17 protein-coding genes are annotated in these 19653 nt (G+C 69.3%); 11 read left to right on the top strand and 6 right to left on the bottom strand.

Annotated elements, in window-relative coordinates; genetic code table 11:
• A partial coding sequence (locus QSG27_RS08470; protein ID WP_306705104.1) for a cache domain-containing protein occupies positions 1-863 on the bottom strand: 863 nt, incomplete at its 3' end.
• A gap of 348 nt (positions 864-1211) precedes the next feature.
• Here QSG27_RS08470 and QSG27_RS08475 point away from each other — a divergent pair.
• The 7 genes from QSG27_RS08475 to QSG27_RS08505 all read left to right on the top strand — a co-directional run bounded on the left by QSG27_RS08475 (position 1212) and on the right by QSG27_RS08505 (position 9744).
• Entirely contained in the window at positions 1212-2402 is a 1191-nt protein-coding gene (locus tag QSG27_RS08475) for a multidrug effflux MFS transporter (protein ID WP_306705106.1), read from the top strand.
• A gap of 128 nt (positions 2403-2530) precedes the next feature.
• Positions 2531-3463: a LysR family transcriptional regulator gene (locus tag QSG27_RS08480; RefSeq protein WP_306705108.1), complete on the top strand. Its 933-nt coding sequence runs from the start codon at positions 2531-2533 to the stop codon at positions 3461-3463.
• Positions 3464-3634: 171 nt separating this feature from the next.
• The gene (locus tag QSG27_RS08485; protein ID WP_306705110.1) at positions 3635-4123 is read left to right on the top strand and encodes a formate dehydrogenase subunit gamma; all 489 of its coding nucleotides are present in this window, start codon (positions 3635-3637) and stop codon (positions 4121-4123) included.
• Positions 4120-5685, top strand: coding sequence for a formate dehydrogenase beta subunit (locus tag QSG27_RS08490; RefSeq protein WP_306705112.1), 1566 nt, complete (start codon positions 4120-4122; stop codon positions 5683-5685). The genes QSG27_RS08485 and QSG27_RS08490 overlap by 4 nt, the downstream gene beginning before the upstream one ends.
• Before the next feature lie 18 nt (positions 5686-5703).
• Complete coding sequence (gene fdhF / locus QSG27_RS08495) at positions 5704-8520, top strand: formate dehydrogenase subunit alpha (protein WP_306705114.1); 2817 nt, start codon at positions 5704-5706, stop codon at positions 8518-8520.
• 163 nt (positions 8521-8683) lie between these two features.
• A complete protein-coding gene (gene fdhD, locus QSG27_RS08500; RefSeq protein WP_306705116.1) occupies positions 8684-9481 on the top strand; it encodes a formate dehydrogenase accessory sulfurtransferase FdhD in 798 nt (265 codons plus the stop codon).
• 32 nt (positions 9482-9513) lie between these two features.
• Positions 9514-9744 (top strand): formate dehydrogenase subunit delta, encoded by a 231-nt coding sequence (locus QSG27_RS08505; protein ID WP_306705117.1) that lies wholly within the window; start codon positions 9514-9516, stop codon positions 9742-9744.
• A 74-nt stretch (positions 9745-9818) separates the two neighbouring features.
• On the opposite strand, the gene QSG27_RS08510 is transcribed toward QSG27_RS08505, so the two are convergent.
• Positions 9819-10208, bottom strand: coding sequence for a MarR family winged helix-turn-helix transcriptional regulator (locus QSG27_RS08510; RefSeq protein ID WP_306705118.1), 390 nt, complete (start codon positions 10206-10208; stop codon positions 9819-9821).
• A gap of 395 nt (positions 10209-10603) precedes the next feature.
• Between QSG27_RS08510 and rimO the strand changes: the two genes are divergently transcribed.
• Positions 10604-11968: a 30S ribosomal protein S12 methylthiotransferase RimO gene (gene rimO / locus QSG27_RS08515; protein WP_306705119.1), complete on the top strand. Its 1365-nt coding sequence runs from the start codon at positions 10604-10606 to the stop codon at positions 11966-11968.
• Positions 11969-12107: 139 nt separating this feature from the next.
• Here the strand turns inward: rimO and QSG27_RS08520 are convergent, their stop codons facing one another.
• The 4 genes from QSG27_RS08520 to QSG27_RS08535 all read right to left on the bottom strand — a co-directional run bounded on the left by QSG27_RS08520 (position 12108) and on the right by QSG27_RS08535 (position 15537).
• Positions 12108-12443 carry a tRNA-binding protein gene (locus QSG27_RS08520; protein WP_306705120.1) on the bottom strand — a complete coding sequence of 112 codons (336 nt, stop codon included), beginning with the start codon at positions 12441-12443 and terminating at the stop codon, positions 12108-12110.
• A gap of 119 nt (positions 12444-12562) precedes the next feature.
• Complete coding sequence (locus tag QSG27_RS08525) at positions 12563-12991, bottom strand: phasin family protein (RefSeq protein WP_306705121.1); 429 nt, start codon at positions 12989-12991, stop codon at positions 12563-12565.
• Between the two features lie 137 nt (positions 12992-13128).
• Positions 13129-13848, bottom strand: coding sequence for a TetR/AcrR family transcriptional regulator (locus tag QSG27_RS08530; protein WP_306705123.1), 720 nt, complete (start codon positions 13846-13848; stop codon positions 13129-13131).
• A gap of 57 nt (positions 13849-13905) precedes the next feature.
• Entirely contained in the window at positions 13906-15537 is a 1632-nt protein-coding gene (locus QSG27_RS08535) for a phospholipid carrier-dependent glycosyltransferase (RefSeq protein ID WP_306705125.1), read from the bottom strand.
• 127 nt (positions 15538-15664) lie between these two features.
• On the opposite strand from QSG27_RS08535, the gene hflX reads away from it, so the two are divergent.
• From hflX to ilvD, 3 genes are all read left to right on the top strand, one after another.
• Positions 15665-17071, top strand: a complete 1407-nt coding sequence (gene hflX, locus QSG27_RS08540) for a GTPase HflX (protein ID WP_306705127.1) — start codon at positions 15665-15667, stop codon at positions 17069-17071.
• Between the two features lie 119 nt (positions 17072-17190).
• Complete coding sequence (locus tag QSG27_RS08545) at positions 17191-17598, top strand: DUF2934 domain-containing protein (RefSeq protein WP_306705129.1); 408 nt, start codon at positions 17191-17193, stop codon at positions 17596-17598.
• Between the two features lie 167 nt (positions 17599-17765).
• Positions 17766-19631 (top strand): dihydroxy-acid dehydratase, encoded by a 1866-nt coding sequence (gene ilvD, locus QSG27_RS08550; protein WP_306705130.1) that lies wholly within the window; start codon positions 17766-17768, stop codon positions 19629-19631.
• The last annotated feature ends 22 nt before the right edge of the window (positions 19632-19653 follow it).

Genomic DNA, 19653 nt, shown 5'->3' on the forward strand with positions numbered 1-19653 from the left:
ACCGCCAGCGCGCCGAGCCCGCCGCCGGCGATCATGTAGACGGTCCGCCGCGCCGCCGCCTCGATGGGCGCGGCGGGCGCGCCGAGCGCCAGGAGCCAGCCCGGCGCGGCGACGGAACCGGCCTTCGCCGACAGCACCTCCTGCCCCTGCCGGGTGTTGGACAGGAAGAACTCGGCGCCGCTCCTCAGCGCCACGGCCAGGGATTCGTGCACCGGCTGGCCCACCACCGGGTCGAACGCCGTGTCGGACCGGCTGCGGGCGACGACCCGGCCATCCTTGTCGAACAGCCCGATGATCCAATCGGGTCCCACGATCTGTTCCATCAGAACCCGGTTCAGGGACCAAGCCCGCACATAGGCGGTCAGGACCTGCCGCACCTCCCCCACACCCCAAATCGGCACGCTGACCGCGAAGACCGGTTCGACCCGCCCGGCGGGATCGGTGATGATGCCGCTGACCCAGACCTCCCCCGACCGGAACACCCGCTCCGCCTGGGCGGCGCGGATGGCGGGGTCGATGCCGTCGGCCTCCGCCGGACGGTGGTTCAGAAGGGTGGCGCCTCCACGCTCGCGCAGTTCCAGGGCCATCCAGTCCGAACGCTGGCGCAAGGCGCGTTCCGCCCGTTCATTCCAGACGGACCGGTCGCCGATCTCCAGCGAACGGGCGGTGGACATGATTTCGAGCGCGCTGCGCGTCACCAGGATGCGCCCGTCCACCGTCCGCACCGCCGCGTCGGTGGCGTGTCGGATCAGCTCCTCCACCGATCGTTCCTGCTGACGGTCGACCAGTATGACCGAGGCTGCCGCGAAGGCGACGAGCGGAAGAAGCGCCAGCAGAGCCACGAAGGGAAGACGAAGGCGCATGCCCGGTGTTCACAGACTGTTGAGGCGGATCACTATAGTCGGCCATTCCCGCTGCTTCCCACAAAATCCGACCAGCTATCACTATTTTCATGCCATGCGATTTCCACTTCTTGTGGTTATCAAATGAAAGTTGGTTGCATCGGTAAAAACGGCACCACGTGGTGCACTTCGCAGCGGTGCGACACAGCCTTGAATTGTCCATGACCAATTATCGATGGCCGGGCTGCGGGAATTTAATTTGCCGCGGCAACGCGCGTTCCGCACACTGGCGCAATGCCTGATTCCACTCCCCTTTCCGCTTCCGCTGGCCGGAGCGGCGACATCCGCTTCGGCGAGTTCGTCGCGCTCATGGCTCTTTTGATGGCGCTGACGGCGCTGTCCATCGACATCATGCTGGTCGCACTGCCGGACATCACCCATTCCTTCGGCGTGGGGCGGGAGAACGACCGGCAGCTCGTCATCACCGCCTACATGATGGGTTTCGCCATCGGGCAGCCCTTCCACGGCCCGCTGTCCGACCGGTTCGGGCGCAAGCCGGTGCTCGCCGCCGGCTTGGTGATCTTCGCCATCGGGTCGCTGGGCGCGGTCTTCGCCCCCAGCTTCGCCACGCTTCTGGCCGCCCGCGCGTTGCAGGGATTCGGAGCGGCGGCGCCCCGCGTCGTCGCCATCGCCATCGTGCGCGACCGCTTCGTCGGGCGCGACATGGCCCGGGTGATGTCCTTCGTCATGATGATCTTCATCGTCGTGCCGATCATCGCGCCGGCGCTCGGCGAGGGCATCCTGCATCTCGGCACCTGGCCATGGGTGTTCGGCGCCCTGTTCCTGGCCGCCGTCATCGCCTTCGTCTGGTCGATGCTGCGGCTGGCGGAAACCCGCGCGGCGGAAGACCGGATGCCGCTGTCCCCTGCGGCGCTCGGCCACGCCTTCGGCAAGGTGGTGACGACGCGCGCGACGGTCGGCTACACCGCCGCCATGGGCCTGCTGTTCGGCGGGCTGCTGAGCTACGTCGGCAGCGCCCAGCAGATCTTCGTGGACGTCTATGGGCTGGGGGCGATGTTCCCGGTGGCCTTCGGCGCGATCGCCGGCGTGATGGCGCTGGCCTCGCTGGTGAACGCGCGGCTGGTCGGGCGGGTCGGCATGCACCGGGTGTCGCATGTGGCCCTGATCGGCTACACGCTGACCGGCCTCGCCATGGCGCTGCTGGGCTTTCCGGAGCACCCGCCGCTGCTCGGCCTCGGCCTGTTCATGGCGGCGATCTTCTTCTGCTTCGGCCTGATCGCCCCCAACTTCAACGCCATGGCGATGGAGCCGCTTGGCCATGTGGCGGGCATGGGCTCGTCCTTCGTGGGCTTCTTCAGCACCGGCATGGCGGCGGTGGTCGGCTGGATCGTCGGCCAGTCCTTCGACGGCACCGTCCGTCCGCTGACCGTCGGCTTCACCGTGCTGGGCGTGCTGGCGCTTCTGACCGTCCTGCTGACCGAGCGCGGGACCCTGATGCGCTCCACCCACGCCGCCCCGGCGGCGCAGCCGGGAGACTGACGCGGAAGACGGGACCGGGCGGCGGGCGCCTCTTCCCTTGCCGCCGGTGTGCCCGATTCGGCATAACGTCCGCGACGCCGGATGAGAAGGCTGAGCGGACACGGGCCGTTCGGCGCGGGGAGGAAGCCGTGTTCCGCAAATTCGTCTATCTGCTGGCCCTGGCCCGCGAGCAGCATTTCGGCCGGGCGGCGGAGGCCTGCCACGTCTCCCAGCCGACCCTGTCCAACGCCATCCGGCAGCTTGAGGACGAGTTGCGCGTGCCCATCGTGGAGCGCGGACAGAAATTCTCCGGCTTCACGCCGGAAGGGCTGAAGGTGCTGGAATACGCCCGCCGCATCGTCGCGGAGCGGGACGGGCTGTATCAGGAACTGACGGCGCTGGGCCAGGGCCTGTCCGGCCATCTGCGCATCGGCGCCATCCCCACCGCCCTGCCCGCGGTTCCCCATGTGCTGGCCCGCTTCGCCGAACGTTACCCGCAGATCCGCTCCAGCGTGCGGTCGCTCAGCTCGCGCGACATCCAGCGCGAACTGGACGGGTTCGAGCTGGACGCCGCCGTCACCTATCTGGACAACGAGCCGCTGAGCAACGTCCGCACCGTGCCGATGTTCTCGGAACGCTACTTCCTTCTGGCCCAGCGCCGTCAGGTCCGGGAGGGCGCCACCAGCATCCGCTGGGTGGAGGCGGCGGACCTGCCGCTGTGCCTGCTGACCCCGGACATGCAGAACCGCCGCATCGCCGACACCGCCTTCCGCATGGCCGACCGGACGGTGGTCCCGCTGATGGAGACGAACTCCATCGTCACCATCTACACCATCGTGCGCAGCGGCCTCGCCGCCAGCGTGGTGCCCAGCCAGCTTCTGACGCTGGTCGCCCGCCATCCCGATCTGGTGGCCCTTCCCCTGACCGAGCCGGACCTGACCTACGCGGTCGGCCTCGTCTACGCCGACCGCGAGCCGCCGGCCCCGCTCGCCAAAGCGCTGGCCGCCGTCGCCGCGGAGCCGGGCCTCGCCGAGCGCGTGCGCGCCCTGACCGACGAGGCGCTGGCCCCCTGGGGTCTCTAGAGAAAGGGCTATGATCGCAACGGCATAACCGCGCGATCCGTGTGGTGATAGCCAAACCCTATCACCGCATCAGAAAATCAAATTTGCACGCCTCCCCCAATGTCCGCCACGCTGATGGACGAGACACGAACGAAGCGCCGCCGATGTCAGGCGGGCGCGGGGGAGGAGACCATGAACGCCCGATCTCCATGGAGCGAGGAGCGCGCCACGGCGGTGATCGCCGCCAACCGGCACCTGCGCGGGGCCCTGTTGCCGATCCTGCACGCGCTGCAGGAAGAGTTCGGCTGCATCGACGAGGAGGCCATTCCGCTTCTGGCGCGTGAGATGAACCTGTCGCGCGCCGACGTGCACGGGGTGGTGTCCTTCTACCACGAATTCCGCCGCAGCCGTCCGGGCCGTCACACGATCAAGGTCTGCCGGGCCGAAGCCTGCCAGTCGATGAACGCGGACGGGCTGATCGACCACATCCGCCGCCGCCTGAAGGTGGATTTCCACGAGACCACCGCCGACGACGCCTTCTCGCTGGAGCCGGTCTTCTGCCTGGGCAACTGCGCCCTGGCCCCCGCCGTGATGGTGGACGAAACGCTGCACGGGCGGGTCAGCCCGGCCCGCTTCGACGCCATCGCCGCCTCCACCCTGGCCGCGGAGGCTGCACGATGAGCGCCCCCCTGCACACCGTTTACGTGCCGCGCGACGCCGCCGCCCTGTCGGTGGGCGCCGACGAGACCGCCGCCGCCATCCGCGCCGAGGCCACGAAGCGCGGCATTCCGCTCCGCATCGTCCGCAACGGCTCCCGCGGCATGCTGTGGCTGGAAACGCTGGTCGAGGTGGAAACCCCGGAAGGCCGCGTCGCCTACGGCCCGGTGATGGCCGAGGACGTGCCCGGCCTGTTCGACGCCGGCTTCCTCGACGGCGCCGACCACGCGCTGGCCCACGGCCTGACCGAGAAAATCCCTTATTTCGCCAAGCAGGAGCGGCTGACCTTCGCCCGCTGCGGCATCATCGACCCGCTGTCGGTCGAGGATTACCGGCTGCACGGCGGCTTCCGCGGGCTGGAGCGGGCGCTCGCCATGACCCCGGCGGAGATCGTGACCGAGGTCACCGAATCCGGCTTGCGCGGGCGGGGCGGCGCCGGCTTCCCGACCGGCATCAAGTGGAACACGGTGCTGAACGCCCAGGCGGACCAGAAATACATCTGCTGCAACGCCGACGAGGGCGACAGCGGCACCTTCGCCGACCGCATGATCATGGAAGGCGACCCCTTCTGCCTGATCGAGGGCATGACCATCGCCGCCATCGCGGTGGGGGCGACCGAGGGCTACATCTACATCCGCTCCGAATACCCGCACGCCGTCGCGACGATGCGCGAGGCGATCCGGCTGGCCTACGACGAGAAGTGGCTGGGCGACGAGATCCACGGCACCGGCCACCGCTTTCACCTGGACGTCCGCGTCGGGGCCGGCGCCTACATCTGCGGCGAGGAGACCTCCATGCTGGAAAGCCTGGAGGGCAAGCGCGGCACCGTCCGGGCCAAGCCGCCGCTGCCGGCGCTGGAGGGGCTGTTCGGCAAGCCGACCATCGTCAACAACGTGCTGTCGCTGACCTCCGTCCCGGTCATCCTGGACAAGGGCGCCAACCACTACCGCGACTTCGGCGTGGGCCGGTCGCGCGGCACGCTGGCCTTCCAGCTTGCCGGCAACATCCGCCACGGCGGCATCGTGGAGAAGGCGTTCGGCGTCACCCTGCACGAGCTGCTGTACGAGTTCGGCGGCGGCACCATCACGGGCCGTCCGATCCGCGCGGTGCAGGCCGGCGGTCCGCTGGGCGCCTATCTGCCGCCGTCCCTGTTCGACCTGCCGAAGGATTACGAAGCCTTCGCGGCGGTCGAGGCGATGGTCGGCCACGGCGGCATCGTCGTCTTCGACGACAGCGTGGACATGGCCAGACAGGCCCGCTTCGCCATGGAGTTCTGCGCCGCCGAATCCTGCGGCAAGTGCACCCCCTGCCGCATCGGCGCGGTGCGCGGCGTCGAGGTGATGGACCGCATCATCGCCGGGGAGAAGGTGGCATCGAACATCACGCTGCTCAACGACCTGTGCGAGGTCATGACGGACGGCTCGCTCTGCGCGATGGGCGGCATGACGCCGATCCCGGTGCGCAGCGCCCTGAAGCACTTCCCCGAGGATTTCACCCGCAGCCCCACGGCTGTCGCGGCCGAGTGACCGGAAAGGACTGAAACCATGTCGATCAGTGAAATCGATTACGGCACCCTGGCCCGCGAGTCCGCCACCCTGGTGACGCTGGACATCGACGGGCGCGAGGTGACCGTGCCCGAAGGCACCTCGGTGATGCGCGCGGCGATGGAAGCCGGCATCACCATCCCAAAACTGTGCGCCACCGACATGCTGGACGCCTATGGCTCCTGCCGGCTGTGCATGGTGGAGATCGAGGGGCGGCGCGGCACCCCGGCCTCCTGCACGACGCCGGTCGCCCCGGGCATGAAGGTGCACACCCAGAACGAGCGTCTGGGCCGCCTGCGCCGCGGCGTGATGGAGCTGTACATCTCCGACCACCCGCTGGACTGCCTGACCTGCCCGACCAACGGCGATTGCGAGCTTCAGGACATGGCCGGCGCGGTCGGCCTGCGCAATGTCCGCTACGGCTACGACGGCGAGAACCACCGCGCCGCGGTGAAGGACGAGAGCAACCCCTACTTCACCTTCGACCCGTCCAAATGCATCGTCTGCTCCCGCTGCGTGCGGGCCTGCGGCGAGGTCCAGGGCACCTTCGCCTTGACCATCGACGGGCGCGGCTTCGACAGCAAGGTCTCGCCGGGCGCCCTTGAGCAGTTCATGGACAGCGAGTGCGTGTCCTGCGGCGCCTGCGTCCAGGCGTGCCCGACCGCCACGCTGACCGAAAAGTCGCTGATCGAGCTGGGCCAGCCGGAGCACAGTGTCATCACCACCTGCGCCTATTGCGGCGTGGGCTGCTCCTTCAAGGCGGAGATGAAGGGCACCACGGTGGTCCGCATGGTCCCCCACAAGGACGGCGGCGCCAACGAGGGTCATTCCTGCGTCAAGGGCCGCTTCGCCTGGGGCTATGCCACCCACGCCGACCGCCAGATGAAGCCGATGATCCGCGAGAGCATCGACGACCCGTGGCGCACCGTGTCCTGGGACGAGGCGATCACCTACGCCGCCACCCGTCTGCGCGCGGTCCAGCAGAAGTATGGCCGCGGCTCCATCGGCGGCATCACCTCGTCCCGTTGCACGAACGAGGAGGTGTATGTCGTCCAGAAGATGATCCGCGCCGCCTTCGGCAACAACAACGTCGATACGTGCGCCCGCGTCTGCCATTCGCCCACCGGTTACGGCCTGAAGCAGACCTTCGGCACCTCTGCCGGCACCCAGGACTTCAGGAGCGTCGACAAGTCCGACGTGATCCTGGTCATCGGCGCCAACCCGACGGACGGTCACCCGGTCTTCGGTTCGCGCATGAAGAAGCGGCTGCGCCAGGGCGCCAGGCTGATCGTCATCGACCCGCGCCGCATCGACCTCGTGCGCAGCCCGCACGTCTCGGCGACCCACCACCTCCAGCTCCGCCCCGGCACCAACGTCGCCGCGATGAACGCGCTGGCCCACGTCATCGTGACCGAAGAGCTGGTGGACCGCGATTTCGTGGCCGACCGGTGCGACCCGATGGAGTTCGCCCGCTGGGAAGCCTTCGTCCGCGACCCGCGCCACTCCCCGGAAAACACCGAGCAATACACCGGCGTCCCGGCGGCGGAGATGCGCGCGGCGGCCCGGCTCTACGCCACGGGCGGCAACGCGGCAATCTATTACGGCCTGGGCGTGACGGAGCACAGCCAGGGCTCCACCGCGGTGATGGGGATGGCCAACCTCGCCATGGCGACCGGCAACATCGGACGTGACGGCGTCGGCGTGAACCCGCTGCGCGGCCAGAACAACGTTCAGGGCTCCTGCGACATGGGCTCCTTCCCGCACGAGCTGACCGGCTACCGCCACGTCTCCGACGACGTGGTCCGCCAGCAGTTCGAGGAGGTGTGGAACGCGGCGCTCGACCCCGAGCCGGGCCTGCGCATCCCCAACATGTTCGACTCCGCGGTGGACGGCACCTTCAAGGGCATCTTCGTGCAGGGCGAGGACATCGCGCAGTCCGACCCCAACACCCAGCACGTCTTCGCCGCGCTGCGGGCCATGGAGATCGTCGTGGTGCAGGACCTGTTCCTGAACGAGACCGCGGCCTTCGCCCACGTCTTCCTGCCCGGCACCTCCTTCCTGGAGAAGGACGGCACCTTCACCAACGCCGAACGCCGCATCAACCGCGTCCGCCCGGTGATGCCGTCCAAGACCGGCAAGCAGGAATGGGAGGTTGTCTGCGAACTGGCCACCGCCATGGGCTATCCCATGTTCTACCGGACCAGCGCGCAGATCATGGACGAGATCGCCCGCCTGACCCCGACCTTCTCCGGCGTCAGCTTCGAAAAGCTGGACCGGGTGGGCAGCGTGCAGTGGCCCTGCACCGACGAGGACTCGACCGGCACGCCGATCATGCACGCCAACGGCTTCGTCCGCGGCCAGGGCCGCTTCATGATCACCGAGTATGTGCCGACGGAGGAGCGGGCCTCCCGCTTCTACCCGCTGATCCTGACGACGGGCCGCATCCTCAGCCACTACAACGTCGGCGCCCAGACCCGCCGCACCGCGAACGTGGCGTGGCACCCGGAGGACATCCTGGAGGTCCACGCGCACGACGCCGAGGAACGCGGCATCCGCGACGGCGATCTGGTCTCCATCGCCAGCCGCATCGGCGCCACCACGCTGCGGGCGCGCATCTCCGACCGGATGCCGCAGGGGGTGGTCTACACCACCTTCCACCACCCGGTGACGGGCGCCAACGTGGTCACCACCGAGAATTCGGATTGGGCCACCAACTGCCCCGAATACAAGGTGACCGCAGTGCAGGTGACGCTGAGCAACCACCCGTCCGACTGGCAGATCCGCCGCGGCGCGCTGGTGGAAGTGGCGGCGGAGTAACGGTACCCCCTCTCCCGCCCCGGGAGAGGGTGGACGCGAAGCGGCCGGGTGAGGGTCGTCCGAGGATCAAAGCATGATCCTTGGCAGCACCCTCACCCTTCCCGCGCTCGGCGCGGGCCCCTTCCCTCTCCCGGGGCGGGAGAGGGGAAACAGGAGACCCACGATGCAGGCACTCGCCCATTCCCTGCCGGCCAGCGGCACCGGCTTTCCGGAAGCGGCCGATCAGGCTCCCCATCAGGCGAACGTGACGTGGCTGGTCGCCGAGGAAACCCCGGTGGCGTTCGAGTACAACGGACGCTCCCACGCCGTGATGATGGCGACGCCCGCCGACCTGGAGGACTTCGCGCTGGGCTTCAGCCTGTGCGAGGAAATCGTCGGCAGCGCCGCCGACATCGACCGCATCGGCATCCGCACGGTGGAGGACGGCATCGTCCTGTCCATCGCGGCGGACCCGTTGCGTCTTCTGCGCGGCTCGCTGCGCCGCCGCTCGATGGAGGGGCGGAGCGGCTGTGGCCTGTGCGGGGTGGACAGCCTCGCCAACGCCGTGCGGGAGCCGCCGCGGGTGACGGCGGGCTTCCTCCCGTCGGTGGGGGCGGTGGCCGCCGCCTTCGCCGCCCTGCCCGACCACCAGCCGATGAATCGCGCCAACAAGTCCCTGCACGCGGCGGCCTGGGCCGGTCCGGACGGGCGCATCCTGCTGGCGCGCGAGGACGTCGGGCGCCACAACGCGCTGGACAAGCTGGCCGGCGCGCTGGCCCGCGCAGGCGTCGACCCGTCCGGCGGCTTCGCGGTGATGAGCAGCCGGTGCAGCTTCGAGCTGGTCCAGAAGGCCGCGACCATCGGCATTCCCATGCTCGCCACCATTTCCGCCCCCACGGCGCTGGCGCTGAAGCTCGCCCGCGCCGCCGGCATGACGCTGGCCGCGCGGGCGCGCGGCACCGGCGTCATGCTGTTCCGTTGACGAAGAAAACAGCACATTCCGGGAGCCGACCCATGGACACCACACGCGAAATCATCCGAATGGCGAATCAGATCGCCGGCTATTTCCAGTCCTACCCGCAGGACGAGGCAGTGACCGAGACCGCCGGCCACATCCGCACCTTCTGGGAGCCGCGCATGCGCCAGCGCCTGCTGGACCACAGCAGCGCGGGCGGCGAAGGGCTGCACGAGATCGTGACCCGGGCGGTGGAACGGCTGAGGGTTCCGCCGGTGGGGAGTGCGTGAAGTTGTAAAGGTCTTCCCCCTCCCCGGCCCTCCCCCGCTGACGCAGGGGAGGGTTAGGGAGGGGGCAACAGCGCTTACGCCGACCGCTTGCTCAGCAACCCGCGCAGCACGCGCGACAGCAGATCCGCAAGTTGGAACTGCTCCGGCCCCGGCAGGGCCGCGATCACCCCGGCAAAATCCTTCAGCGGGTCGTATTCCAGCAGCGCCAGCGCCTTCGGCGTCGGGTGAAGCTGCACCACGCGGCGGTCTTCCGGCACCGGAACGCGCGTCAGAAGCTCCTTCGTCACCAGCACTTCGACCATTTGCGACGCGGCGCCGCGGGTCGTCGCGTGAAAGTCCGCGAAGGCCGATACGGTCCGCTGGCTGTCGTTGGCACGCGCGAAATAGCGCAGAGCCGTCCACTGCGACGGTTTCAAACCCTGCGTATAGCCCATGCTGTCGGCGATGTGACCGATGTGCATCATGACTTCGGCGATCGCTTGCGCCGATGCCAGAGACGGGGGGCTTTTCGACATGGCAGCCGGGTCTCGACAGTGGTCAGAGGGAAACGCGCTGAACGACCGCAGCCGACAACGAGTCTGTAAGATTTAGAGACTAAACGATCACCAAACTAACATACCCCAGTAGGCGAGTCTACGACTGCCCACCCCCGACGACGAGGCGCACACTACGGCATCGGGACGGTAAACGAAACATTGACGTCACGGGTCTTCCGGCACATGGTGTCGCACCCCCCTGCGGCGCCGTCCGGGATACCGGAGCGGTGCGGAGACAACGCAGGGCACCTACCACTTCGTGTCGGGGCTGCGCCGCGCGTTTTGTCTGGCGTTGCGCCGCGACTCGCCTATATATGCGCGCCATGACCAGCACGCCCCCGTCCATTCCCGGTTTCAAGACCAACCCGGCCTCCTCCCCCAAGGTGGGGATCGTCAGCCTGGGCTGCCCCAAGGCGCTCGTCGATTCCGAGCGCATCCTCACCCGCCTGCGCGCCGAAGGCTACGAGATCTCGCCGTCCTACGACGGCGCGGACGTCGTGCTGGTCAACACCTGCGGCTTCCTCGATTCCGCGAAGAAGGAGTCGCTGGAGGCCATCGGCGAGGCGATCAAGGAAAACGGCCGGGTCATCGTGACCGGCTGCATGGGCGTGGAATCCGACCTGATCCGTCAGGTACACCCCGACGTGCTGGCCGTCACCGGACCCCACCAGTACGAACAGGTGGTCAACGCCGTGCACGACGCCGTGCCGCCGGTCCACGACCCCTTCACCGATCTGGTGCCGCCGGAAGGGCTGCGGCTGACCCCGCGCCACTACGCCTATCTGAAGATTTCCGAGGGCTGCAACAACCGCTGCAGCTTCTGCATCATCCCGTCCCTGCGCGGCGATCTGGTCAGCCGCCCGGTCGCCTCGGTCCTGCGCGAGGCGGAGAAGCTGGCGACCGCCGGCGTGAAGGAGCTGCTGGTCATCTCCCAGGACACCAGCGCCTACGGCATCGACCGCAAATATGCGGAAGAGGACTGGTACGGGCGCAAGGTGAAGGCCCGCTTCATCGACCTCTGCCGCGAGCTGGCGAATTTCGACGTCTGGGTGCGCCTGCACTACGTCTACCCCTACCCGCATGTGGACGAGGTGATTCCGCTGATGGCGGAGGGGCGCATCCTCCCCTATCTGGACATCCCGTTCCAGCACGCCTCCCCCACCGTCCTGAAGGCGATGCGCCGCCCCGCCGCCCAGGAAAAGCAGCTCGACCGCATCCGGAAGTGGCGGCAGGAATGCCCGCATCTGGTGCTGCGCTCCACCTTCATCACCGGCTTCCCCGGCGAGACGGAGGAGGATTTTCAGTTCATGCTGGACTGGCTGAAGGAGGCGCAGCTCGACCGCGTGGGCTGCTTCAAGTACGAGCCGGTGGATGGCGCCACCGCCAACGACCTGCCCGGCGCCGTGCCGGAGGAGGTCAAGCAGGAGCGCTGGGAGCGTTTCATGGAGACGCAGAAGGCGATCAGCGCCGAGCGGCTCCAGCAGAAGGTCGGCTACACGCTGGGCGTCATCATCGACGAGGTGGACGAGGAAGGCGCCATCGGGCGCTCCTACGCCGACGCGCCGGAGATCGACGGCAGTGTCTTCCTGAACGGCGAAACGAACGTGAAGCCCGGCGACATCGTGGACGTCACCATCGAGCACGCCGACGAATACGACCTCTGGGGTTCCATCGAACGCTCCGAGTGAGGGGCTTCGTCACAAGTCCTCGCCTCGGCCCCCACCCCGGCCCTCCTCCGCCGAAGGTGGGGGAGGGTTAGGAAGGGGGCCCAGCGCAACCACCTCCCCAACCCGTCAATGCCCATGCCCCGGCGAATCGGCCGGGACGTCAGAACAGACGCCCGCCGTTCGGGACACCCTGGCCCGGACCGACCAGCACCACCTCCCCGTCCGCGTCGGGCAGGCCCAGGCAGAGAACTTCGCTGGTGAAGGGGCCGATGCGCTTGGGCGGGAAATTCACCACCCCCAGAATCTGCCGTCCCACCAGCTCGTCCAACGTGTAATGGCGCGTGATCTGGGCGGAGCTGCGCCGGGTGCCGATTTCCGGCCCGAAATCGACGGTCAGCTTGTAGGCGGGCTTGCGCGCCTCCGGAAAGGACTCCGCCGCGATGATGGTGCCGACGCGGACGTCCACCTTCAGGAAATCGTCGTAGCTGATGGTCACGGTTCTCTTGTCCCTGCCCGGTTGCGGTCGTTGCGGGCAAGGCTAGCAGTGATGCCTGAAACGCGAAAGGGCCGCCCTGCTGGGCGGCCCTTCGCGGCACTCTCAAACGGACGAGAGGCTTACTTCTTGGCGATGGCGGCCTTGACCTCGTCCAGGCTCTCCGACACGCGCTTGGACAGCACGTCGGCGGCCTCGGTGTTGGACTTGGCGACCAGCTCGGCCAGCTCCTTGATGTTGGAGAGGGCCTTCTCGAAGGCGACCTTCACCAGCTCGGCCTGCTTGGCGGCCTTCTCTTCCGGCGTGCCGGCGGCGGCGACCTGGTTCACGTAGCTGCCGGCCTCCTCGACGGAGGAGCGGACGATCTCGGCCTGACGGCGCAGCACGGCCTGCAGACCCTCGATCGCGAGCTGGTTGGCGGCGGTCACCGCCTCGATGTTCTTGCGCTGGCTCGCCAGGATGGACTCGACGTCCAGGCCCGGCACCTTGTACTCGCCCAGCATCTTGGACAGATCGAATTCGAGGAACGGGTTACCGGTCTGCTTGGCCATGGTTCTCACCCCCGACGAAAGGATTTGGTAGGCATGCTGCGACGCAGCAAACCTGTGGCGCGACTATGCAGATTGCCAAAAAGATAGTCAACGCCCTTGTGCGTCGCACCAGGGGCTACACTGCGTTCCATGGAACCTCAACCGGCGGACGCGCCTCCCGGTTCCCCCGCGCCATGCGGCGGCGTCTTTGATTCGGATGGAGAGGGGCGTCCGGATCTGCGGCGGAATGCCCCAGCCCAGCGCTCCGCCCGCCGCAACTCCGAATCGAGCGCCGCCATGGTCCGCGACAGGTCGGCGGTGTCGTCGGCCAGAAAGACGCGCATGACCCGCGCCTGAACGGCGCCCAGACCCGCCACGGCCAGCGCGCCGCCGGGCCGGTCGGCCTCGACCCCCGCGGCGCGCAGCATCCAGGCCATGGACCGCCCGAAATGGCGGGAGAAGGCCAGCGCGGTCAGCGGCTCCCGCCGCAGGTCGCGGACGACGGAGCGCAGCCCGTCCCGGTAGGGAAGCAGCGCGTCGTAGCGGCGCATCATCACGTCGAACAGCCGGTCGCGGGCGCTCTCCTCCGGTGCGGACGGCGACTCGCCGGCCAGGACGGCGGTGTCGGCGACCCGCGACACGGCGGCCAGCACGTCGGAGCGGTCGGGGAAGCGGCGGTAGAAGGCGTCCGGCGGCACTCCCGCGGCCCGCGCGATCTCCATCAGCCCGGTGTGGCGCCAGCCCTGCCCGGCGGCCAGCCGCATCGCCGCGGCGGCCACCCGCTGGTCCAGCGTGTCGGCACCGCCGGGGTCGCCGGGATCGCCCGTGTCCGGCGCCTCGGGATCGGTTTTCCAGGGGGTCTCGGCGGTGTCGTCCATGGGGTCGAACCTCGTGGTCAGCCTGTCCCCCATGATGTGGGATGCCCGCGCCCCGCCTCAACCGGGGCGGCAGAAGGGGAAGGGCTCGACCCGCTTCATATAGGTGGGAATCCAGCCGCACTGGCCGGCGGGGTTGGGCAGGCGGATGGCCTCGATGGCGGGCCAGACCTGGGCGACCACCACCACCAGCGCCACCGTGCCGACGATCCAGCGGCGCGTGCGGGCACGCTCCAGCAGGCCGGGCAGGCGCAGCAGCACCCAGGCCGCCGCCAGCCCCATCAACGGGTCCGTGTAGGCGGCGTAGGCCCGCTGGAACCCGCGCAGGGAGAACAGCGTCTCCAGCCCCCAGGCGACCAGCAGCAGAAGCGCCGCCTGCGCCGCCGCCGCGCGCTCGCCACGGCGCCACAGGACGATGCAGCCGCCGATGATGAACCACTCCGCCACGACGGTCTGCGGGATGTTGTCGGGGTGAAGGACGATGGTGCGGATCGCCAGCGTGCGCCACAGCCCCTTCGCCAGAAGCATCGCCAGCCCATCGGACAGCACCTGCTCCTGCCCCTGGAGCGCGGCCTGATGCTTCCAGGTGGTGAAGACGAACATGTGCTCGACCAGGTTGGCGACGGCGATGACGTTCTGCTCGTGCGGGCGCAGCGTCAGGGCGAGCACGCCGAGCGCCAGCCCCAGCGCGACCGCCGCCATGGCCGCCACCGCGTAGGACGCCCGCACCCGCCACACCGCCGCATAGACGGCCATGCCCAGGAAGACCCAGCCGACGATGATCCCCTGATAGACCCCCGACAGACCCCCGCCGACCGGGCGGTAGGGGTAGAGCGACTGGCCGGCGCTGGCGATGCCGTGCTGGATCAGCGCCACCGCCGGCAGGGCCGCCATCCCCGCCACCGCCGCCAGCATCCCGGCGGCGATCCAAGGGGGTCCGCCCTCCCCCGCGAAGCGGCGCCCGAAGGCCAGCGCGATCACCGGGATGCCCATCGCCAGGAAGATCGCCTGGATCTTCGTCACCACCGCCAACCCGGCCAGCAGTCCGGCCAGCCCGAGAAGCAGCAGGGGCCGCCAGCCCGGCGCGGTGCGGACGGCGACCAGCACCAGAAGAAGCGCCGTCACCACGAAGGAGGCCGACAGCAGGTCGGTGCGCATCTGCCGCGCCTGGGTGGACAGGCCGATGCCGAAGGCCATCACCACGGCGGCCAGGAAGGCCACCCGCCGGTCCCCCACCAGCGCGCGGACGAGGTTGGCGTAGATCAGCGCGAAGCCGGTGGTGACGAGGATGGACAGCGCCCGTCCCGCCTCCACCAGATTTTGCCAGGCCGCGGTGTAGGCAGCGGTGTCGGCGGCGGGCGGCAGGCCGGACAGGGTGATCACCGGCATCAGCCCCAGCGCGTGCAGCAGCCGGTACCACACCTCGATCACCAGAAAATAGGTGTAGCCGGGATGGTCGAAATACTCCTGCGGCAGGCCCTCGCTGAAGAGAAGCCCGTGATAGGCCAGCACCAGATCCTGGTCGGCGTGCGACCAGTAGGGGGTGCGGAAGCCGATCGCCAGGGCCGACGCCACCATCACCGCCGCCAGCGCCGCGCACAGCCCCCACCAGGGCCAGCGGTCCAGCGCTCCGGCGGAGGGATGGAGCATGGCCGGACGGGGCGGAGCGGCGCTGCGGTCCAGGGATGACATGATGGGGGTGTCCAGAGATTTCAGGCCACCGGTTTGTGCACGATTCCGGGCGGATTTGGAACCGCGGCGCCGCCGGGCTGTTTTTTGCGGGCGCACAACTCTTGCTCGAAGGAACGGTGCCCACACGATGCCTGATCCCGACGACCGCCCGCCATCCCGTTCCACCGCCTCCGTCTTCCGCAACGCCCAAGGCCACACCGCCGAAGGGGCGGGACCGCCCTCCGCCGGCCGCGCCCTGGTCATCCTGCCCCTTTTGCCGACGCTTCCGGAGCCGGAGGGCGGCGCGGCGCGCAGCCCGGACGCCCGGCTTGCCGAAGCCATCGCGCTCGCCCAGGCCATCCATCTGGAGGTGCCCCACGCCGAGGCGGTCCGCGTCGCCCGCCCCGACCCCGCCACCCTGTTCGGGCGCGGCACCGCCGAGCGGATCGGCGGCATGGTGGAGGCCTTCCAAGCCGATCTCGTGGTGATCGACCACGCGCTGAGCCCGGTGCAGCAGCGCAACCTGGAACGCCAGTGCATGGCCAAGGTGATCGACCGCACCGGCCTGATCCTGGAGATCTTCGGGGACCGCGCCCGCACCCGCGAGGGCCAGTTGCAGGTCGAACTGGCGGCGCTGACCTACCAGCGGTCGCGGCTGGTGCGCTCCTGGACCCACCTGGAACGCCAGCGCGGCGGCTTCGGCTTCCTGGGCGGCCCCGGCGAAAGCCAGCTCGAACTCGACCGCCGCCTGATCGCCGAGCGCATCATCCGCCTGAAATCGGATCTGGAGGAGGTGCGGCGGACCCGCAAGCTGCACCGCTCCGCCCGCCAGCGCGGCGGGACGCCGATGGTGGCCCTGGTCGGCTACACCAACGCCGGCAAGTCCACCCTGTTCAACCGCCTGTCCGGCGCCGGGGTGGCCGCCGAGGACATGCTGTTCGCCACGCTGGACCCCACGGTGCGGCGGATCACGCTGTCCTCCGGCAAGCCTGTCGCCCTGTCGGACACGGTGGGCTTCGTGTCGGACCTGCCGACCCAGCTCGTCGCCGCCTTCCGCGCCACCCTGGAGGAGGTGCAGGCCGCCGACCTGATCCTGCACGTCCGCGACGTCTCGCACCCCGATGCGGCGGCGCAGAAGGCCGATGTGGATTCGGTGCTGGCGGACCTGGGGATCGACGCCGCCAACGACCCGCGCGTGGTCGAGGTTCTGAACAAGACCGACCAGATGCCGGCGACCGCCCGCGGCGCGCTCCACATGCGCCTCGCCAACCAGCGGATGACGGAGGGAGAGGAGCATGCGGTCGCCGTGTCCGCCCTGACCGGGGAGGGGCTCGACGATCTGCTGGAGCTTCTGGACCGGCGCCTGTCCGCCGGGCGGCAGGTGCTGGAGTTGAGCGTGACCCTGGCGGACGGGCGCGTCCTGGCGTGGTTGTACGAGCATGGGCAGGTGCTGGACCGCCGGGACGAGGACGGGCAGGCGCATCTGCATGTGGCCCTGGCCCCCGCCGACGCCGCGCGCTTCGAAAGCCGTTTCGCGGGGCAGGAAAGCCGCTGACGGGGGCTCACCCTGTGTCCTGGTCCGCCTTTTGGGGCGCTCTGAAACCACCGCCGCTCTCCTGCGTTGTGACGGGCAGGCCGATCCGGAACCCGTCACGATCAGGAGGAGGCAATCCCATGACCAAAAAACCGGAGCACGAGCGGGCGCACCGCGTCCAGCGCCGCGCCCACGACATCTGGGAACGGGAGGGCCGCCCTCACGGCCGCCACGACGAGCATTGGGCCCAGGCCGAAGCCGAGGTGGACGACGAGATCCGCGCCGAGCAACAGAGCGCGGAAACCGAAAGCAGCGCCCCGGACGCCCCACCAAAGCGCCGCCCCAAGGCCGCGTCACCGAAACCCGCCGCGAAGCCGAAAGCGGAACGGGGCAGCGGGACACGCGCGGCGGCGGAAAACCTGTCGGCGGTCGCCGCGGGGCGGACGGAGCAGACCGGCACCACCAAGACCGGCGGCCAGATCTCCCGCGGCGGGGCCGCCAGCGGGAAGCCGGGCAAGGCGTCGCGCCGGGACGCCTCCCGCGGCTAGGGGCGGGGCGCGCCCCTCCCCTCCCTCCCGCAAAGCTCCCACGGCAAAGCTCCCATGTCCCGTTGGCCGGAAAATGGGAACGAGAGGTCTGGTTTCCGCCCTTCGGGATTGCTAGTGTTGCTGCCCCTGCGCTTCCGCACGCAATGTTCGATCCCCGAGGTAGAGACATGCCGCATTATCGCTCCCGCACTTCCACGCACGGCCGCAACATGGCGGGCGCCCGCGGCCTGTGGCGCGCGACGGGCATGAAGGACGGCGATTTCGGCAAGCCGATCATCGCCATCGCCAACTCCTTCACCCAGTTCGTGCCGGGGCACGTCCATCTGAAGGATCTGGGCCAGCTCGTCGCCCGCGAGATCGAGAAGGCGGGCGGCGTCGCCAAGGAATTCAACACCATCGCCGTGGACGACGGCATCGCCATGGGCCACGACGGCATGCTCTACAGCCTGCCCTCGCGCGAGCTGATCGCCGACGCGGTGGAGTATATGGTGAACGCCCACTGCGCCGACGCGCTGGTCTGCATCTCCAACTGCGACAAGATCACCCCCGGCATGCTGATGGCCGCCATGCGGCTGAACATCCCGGCGGTCTTCGTGTCGGGCGGCCCGATGGAAGCCGGCAAGGTCAACTGGCGCGGCAAGACCAAGGCCGTGGACCTGATCGACGCCATGGTCGCCGCCGCCGACCCGACCGTGACCGACGAGGAGGCCGCGGAGATGGAGCGCGGCTCCTGCCCGACCTGCGGCTCCTGCTCCGGCATGTTCACCGCCAACTCCATGAACTGCCTGACCGAGGCGCTGGGCCTTTCGCTGCCCGGCAACGGCACCATCCTGGCGACCCACGCCGACCGCAAGGAACTGTTCCTGGCCGCCGGCCGCATGGCCGTGGAGTTGTGCCGCCGCTGGTACCAGGAGGAGGACGCGACCGCCCTGCCCCGCGGCATCGCCACCTTCGAGGCGTTCGAGAACGCCATGACGCTGGACATCGCCATGGGCGGCTCGACCAACACGGTGCTGCACCTGCTGGCCGCCGCGCAGGAGGGTCAGGTGCCCTTCACCATGGCCGACATCGACCGGCTGTCGCGCCGCGTGCCGAACGTCTGCAAGGTCGCCCCGGCGGTGTCCGACGTCCACATCGAGGACGTGCACAAGGCCGGCGGCATCTTCGGCATCCTGGGCGAACTCGACCGCGCCGGCCTGCTGAACCGCGAGGTCGCCACCGTCCACGCCAAGACGCTGGGCGATGCGCTGAACCGCTGGGACGTCAAGCGCACCCAGGACGAGGGCGTGCACACCATGTACAAGGCCGCCCCCGGCGGCATCCCGACCACCATCGCCTTCAGCCAGGAGAAGCGCTGGCCCGAACTGGACCTCGACCGCGACAAGGGCGTCATCCGCTCCGTCGAGAGCGCCTTCAGCAAGGACGGCGGTCTCGCCGTGCTGTTCGGCAACATCGCGGAGAAGGGCTGCATCGTGAAGACGGCGGGCGTGGACGCCTCCAACCTCGTCTTCGCCGGCCCGGCCCGCGTGTTCGAGAGCCAGGACGCGGCGGTGGAGGCCATCCTGGGCGACAAGGTTCAGGCGGGCGACGTGGTGGTCATCCGCTACGAAGGCCCGCGCGGCGGCCCCGGCATGCAGGAGATGCTGTACCCGACCAGCTACCTGAAGTCGAAGGGGCTGGGCAAGGCTTGCGCGCTGGTCACCGACGGGCGCTTCTCCGGCGGCACCTCCGGCCTGTCGATCGGCCACGCCTCGCCGGAGGCGGCGCAGGGCGGCGCCATCGGCCTCGTCCGGGACGGCGACCGGATCGAGATCGACATCCCCAACCGCAAGATCGACCTCGCGGTGCCGGACGAGGAGCTTCAGCGCCGCCGCGACGCGGAGAACGCCAAGGGCGCCGACGCCTGGAAGCCGGCCAACCGCAACCGCATCGTCTCCCCGGCGCTCCGCGCCTATGCGGCCCTGACCACCAGCGCCGACCGCGGCGCGGTCCGCGACGTGTCGCAGGTGGAAGGCATCGCCGTGAAGCGCTGACCCGTCGCCGGGTGCGATCGAG

The sequence above is a fragment of the Azospirillum isscasi genome, from assembly GCF_030849505.1.
GTDB classification, from domain to species: Bacteria; Pseudomonadota; Alphaproteobacteria; order Azospirillales; family Azospirillaceae; genus Azospirillum; species Azospirillum isscasi.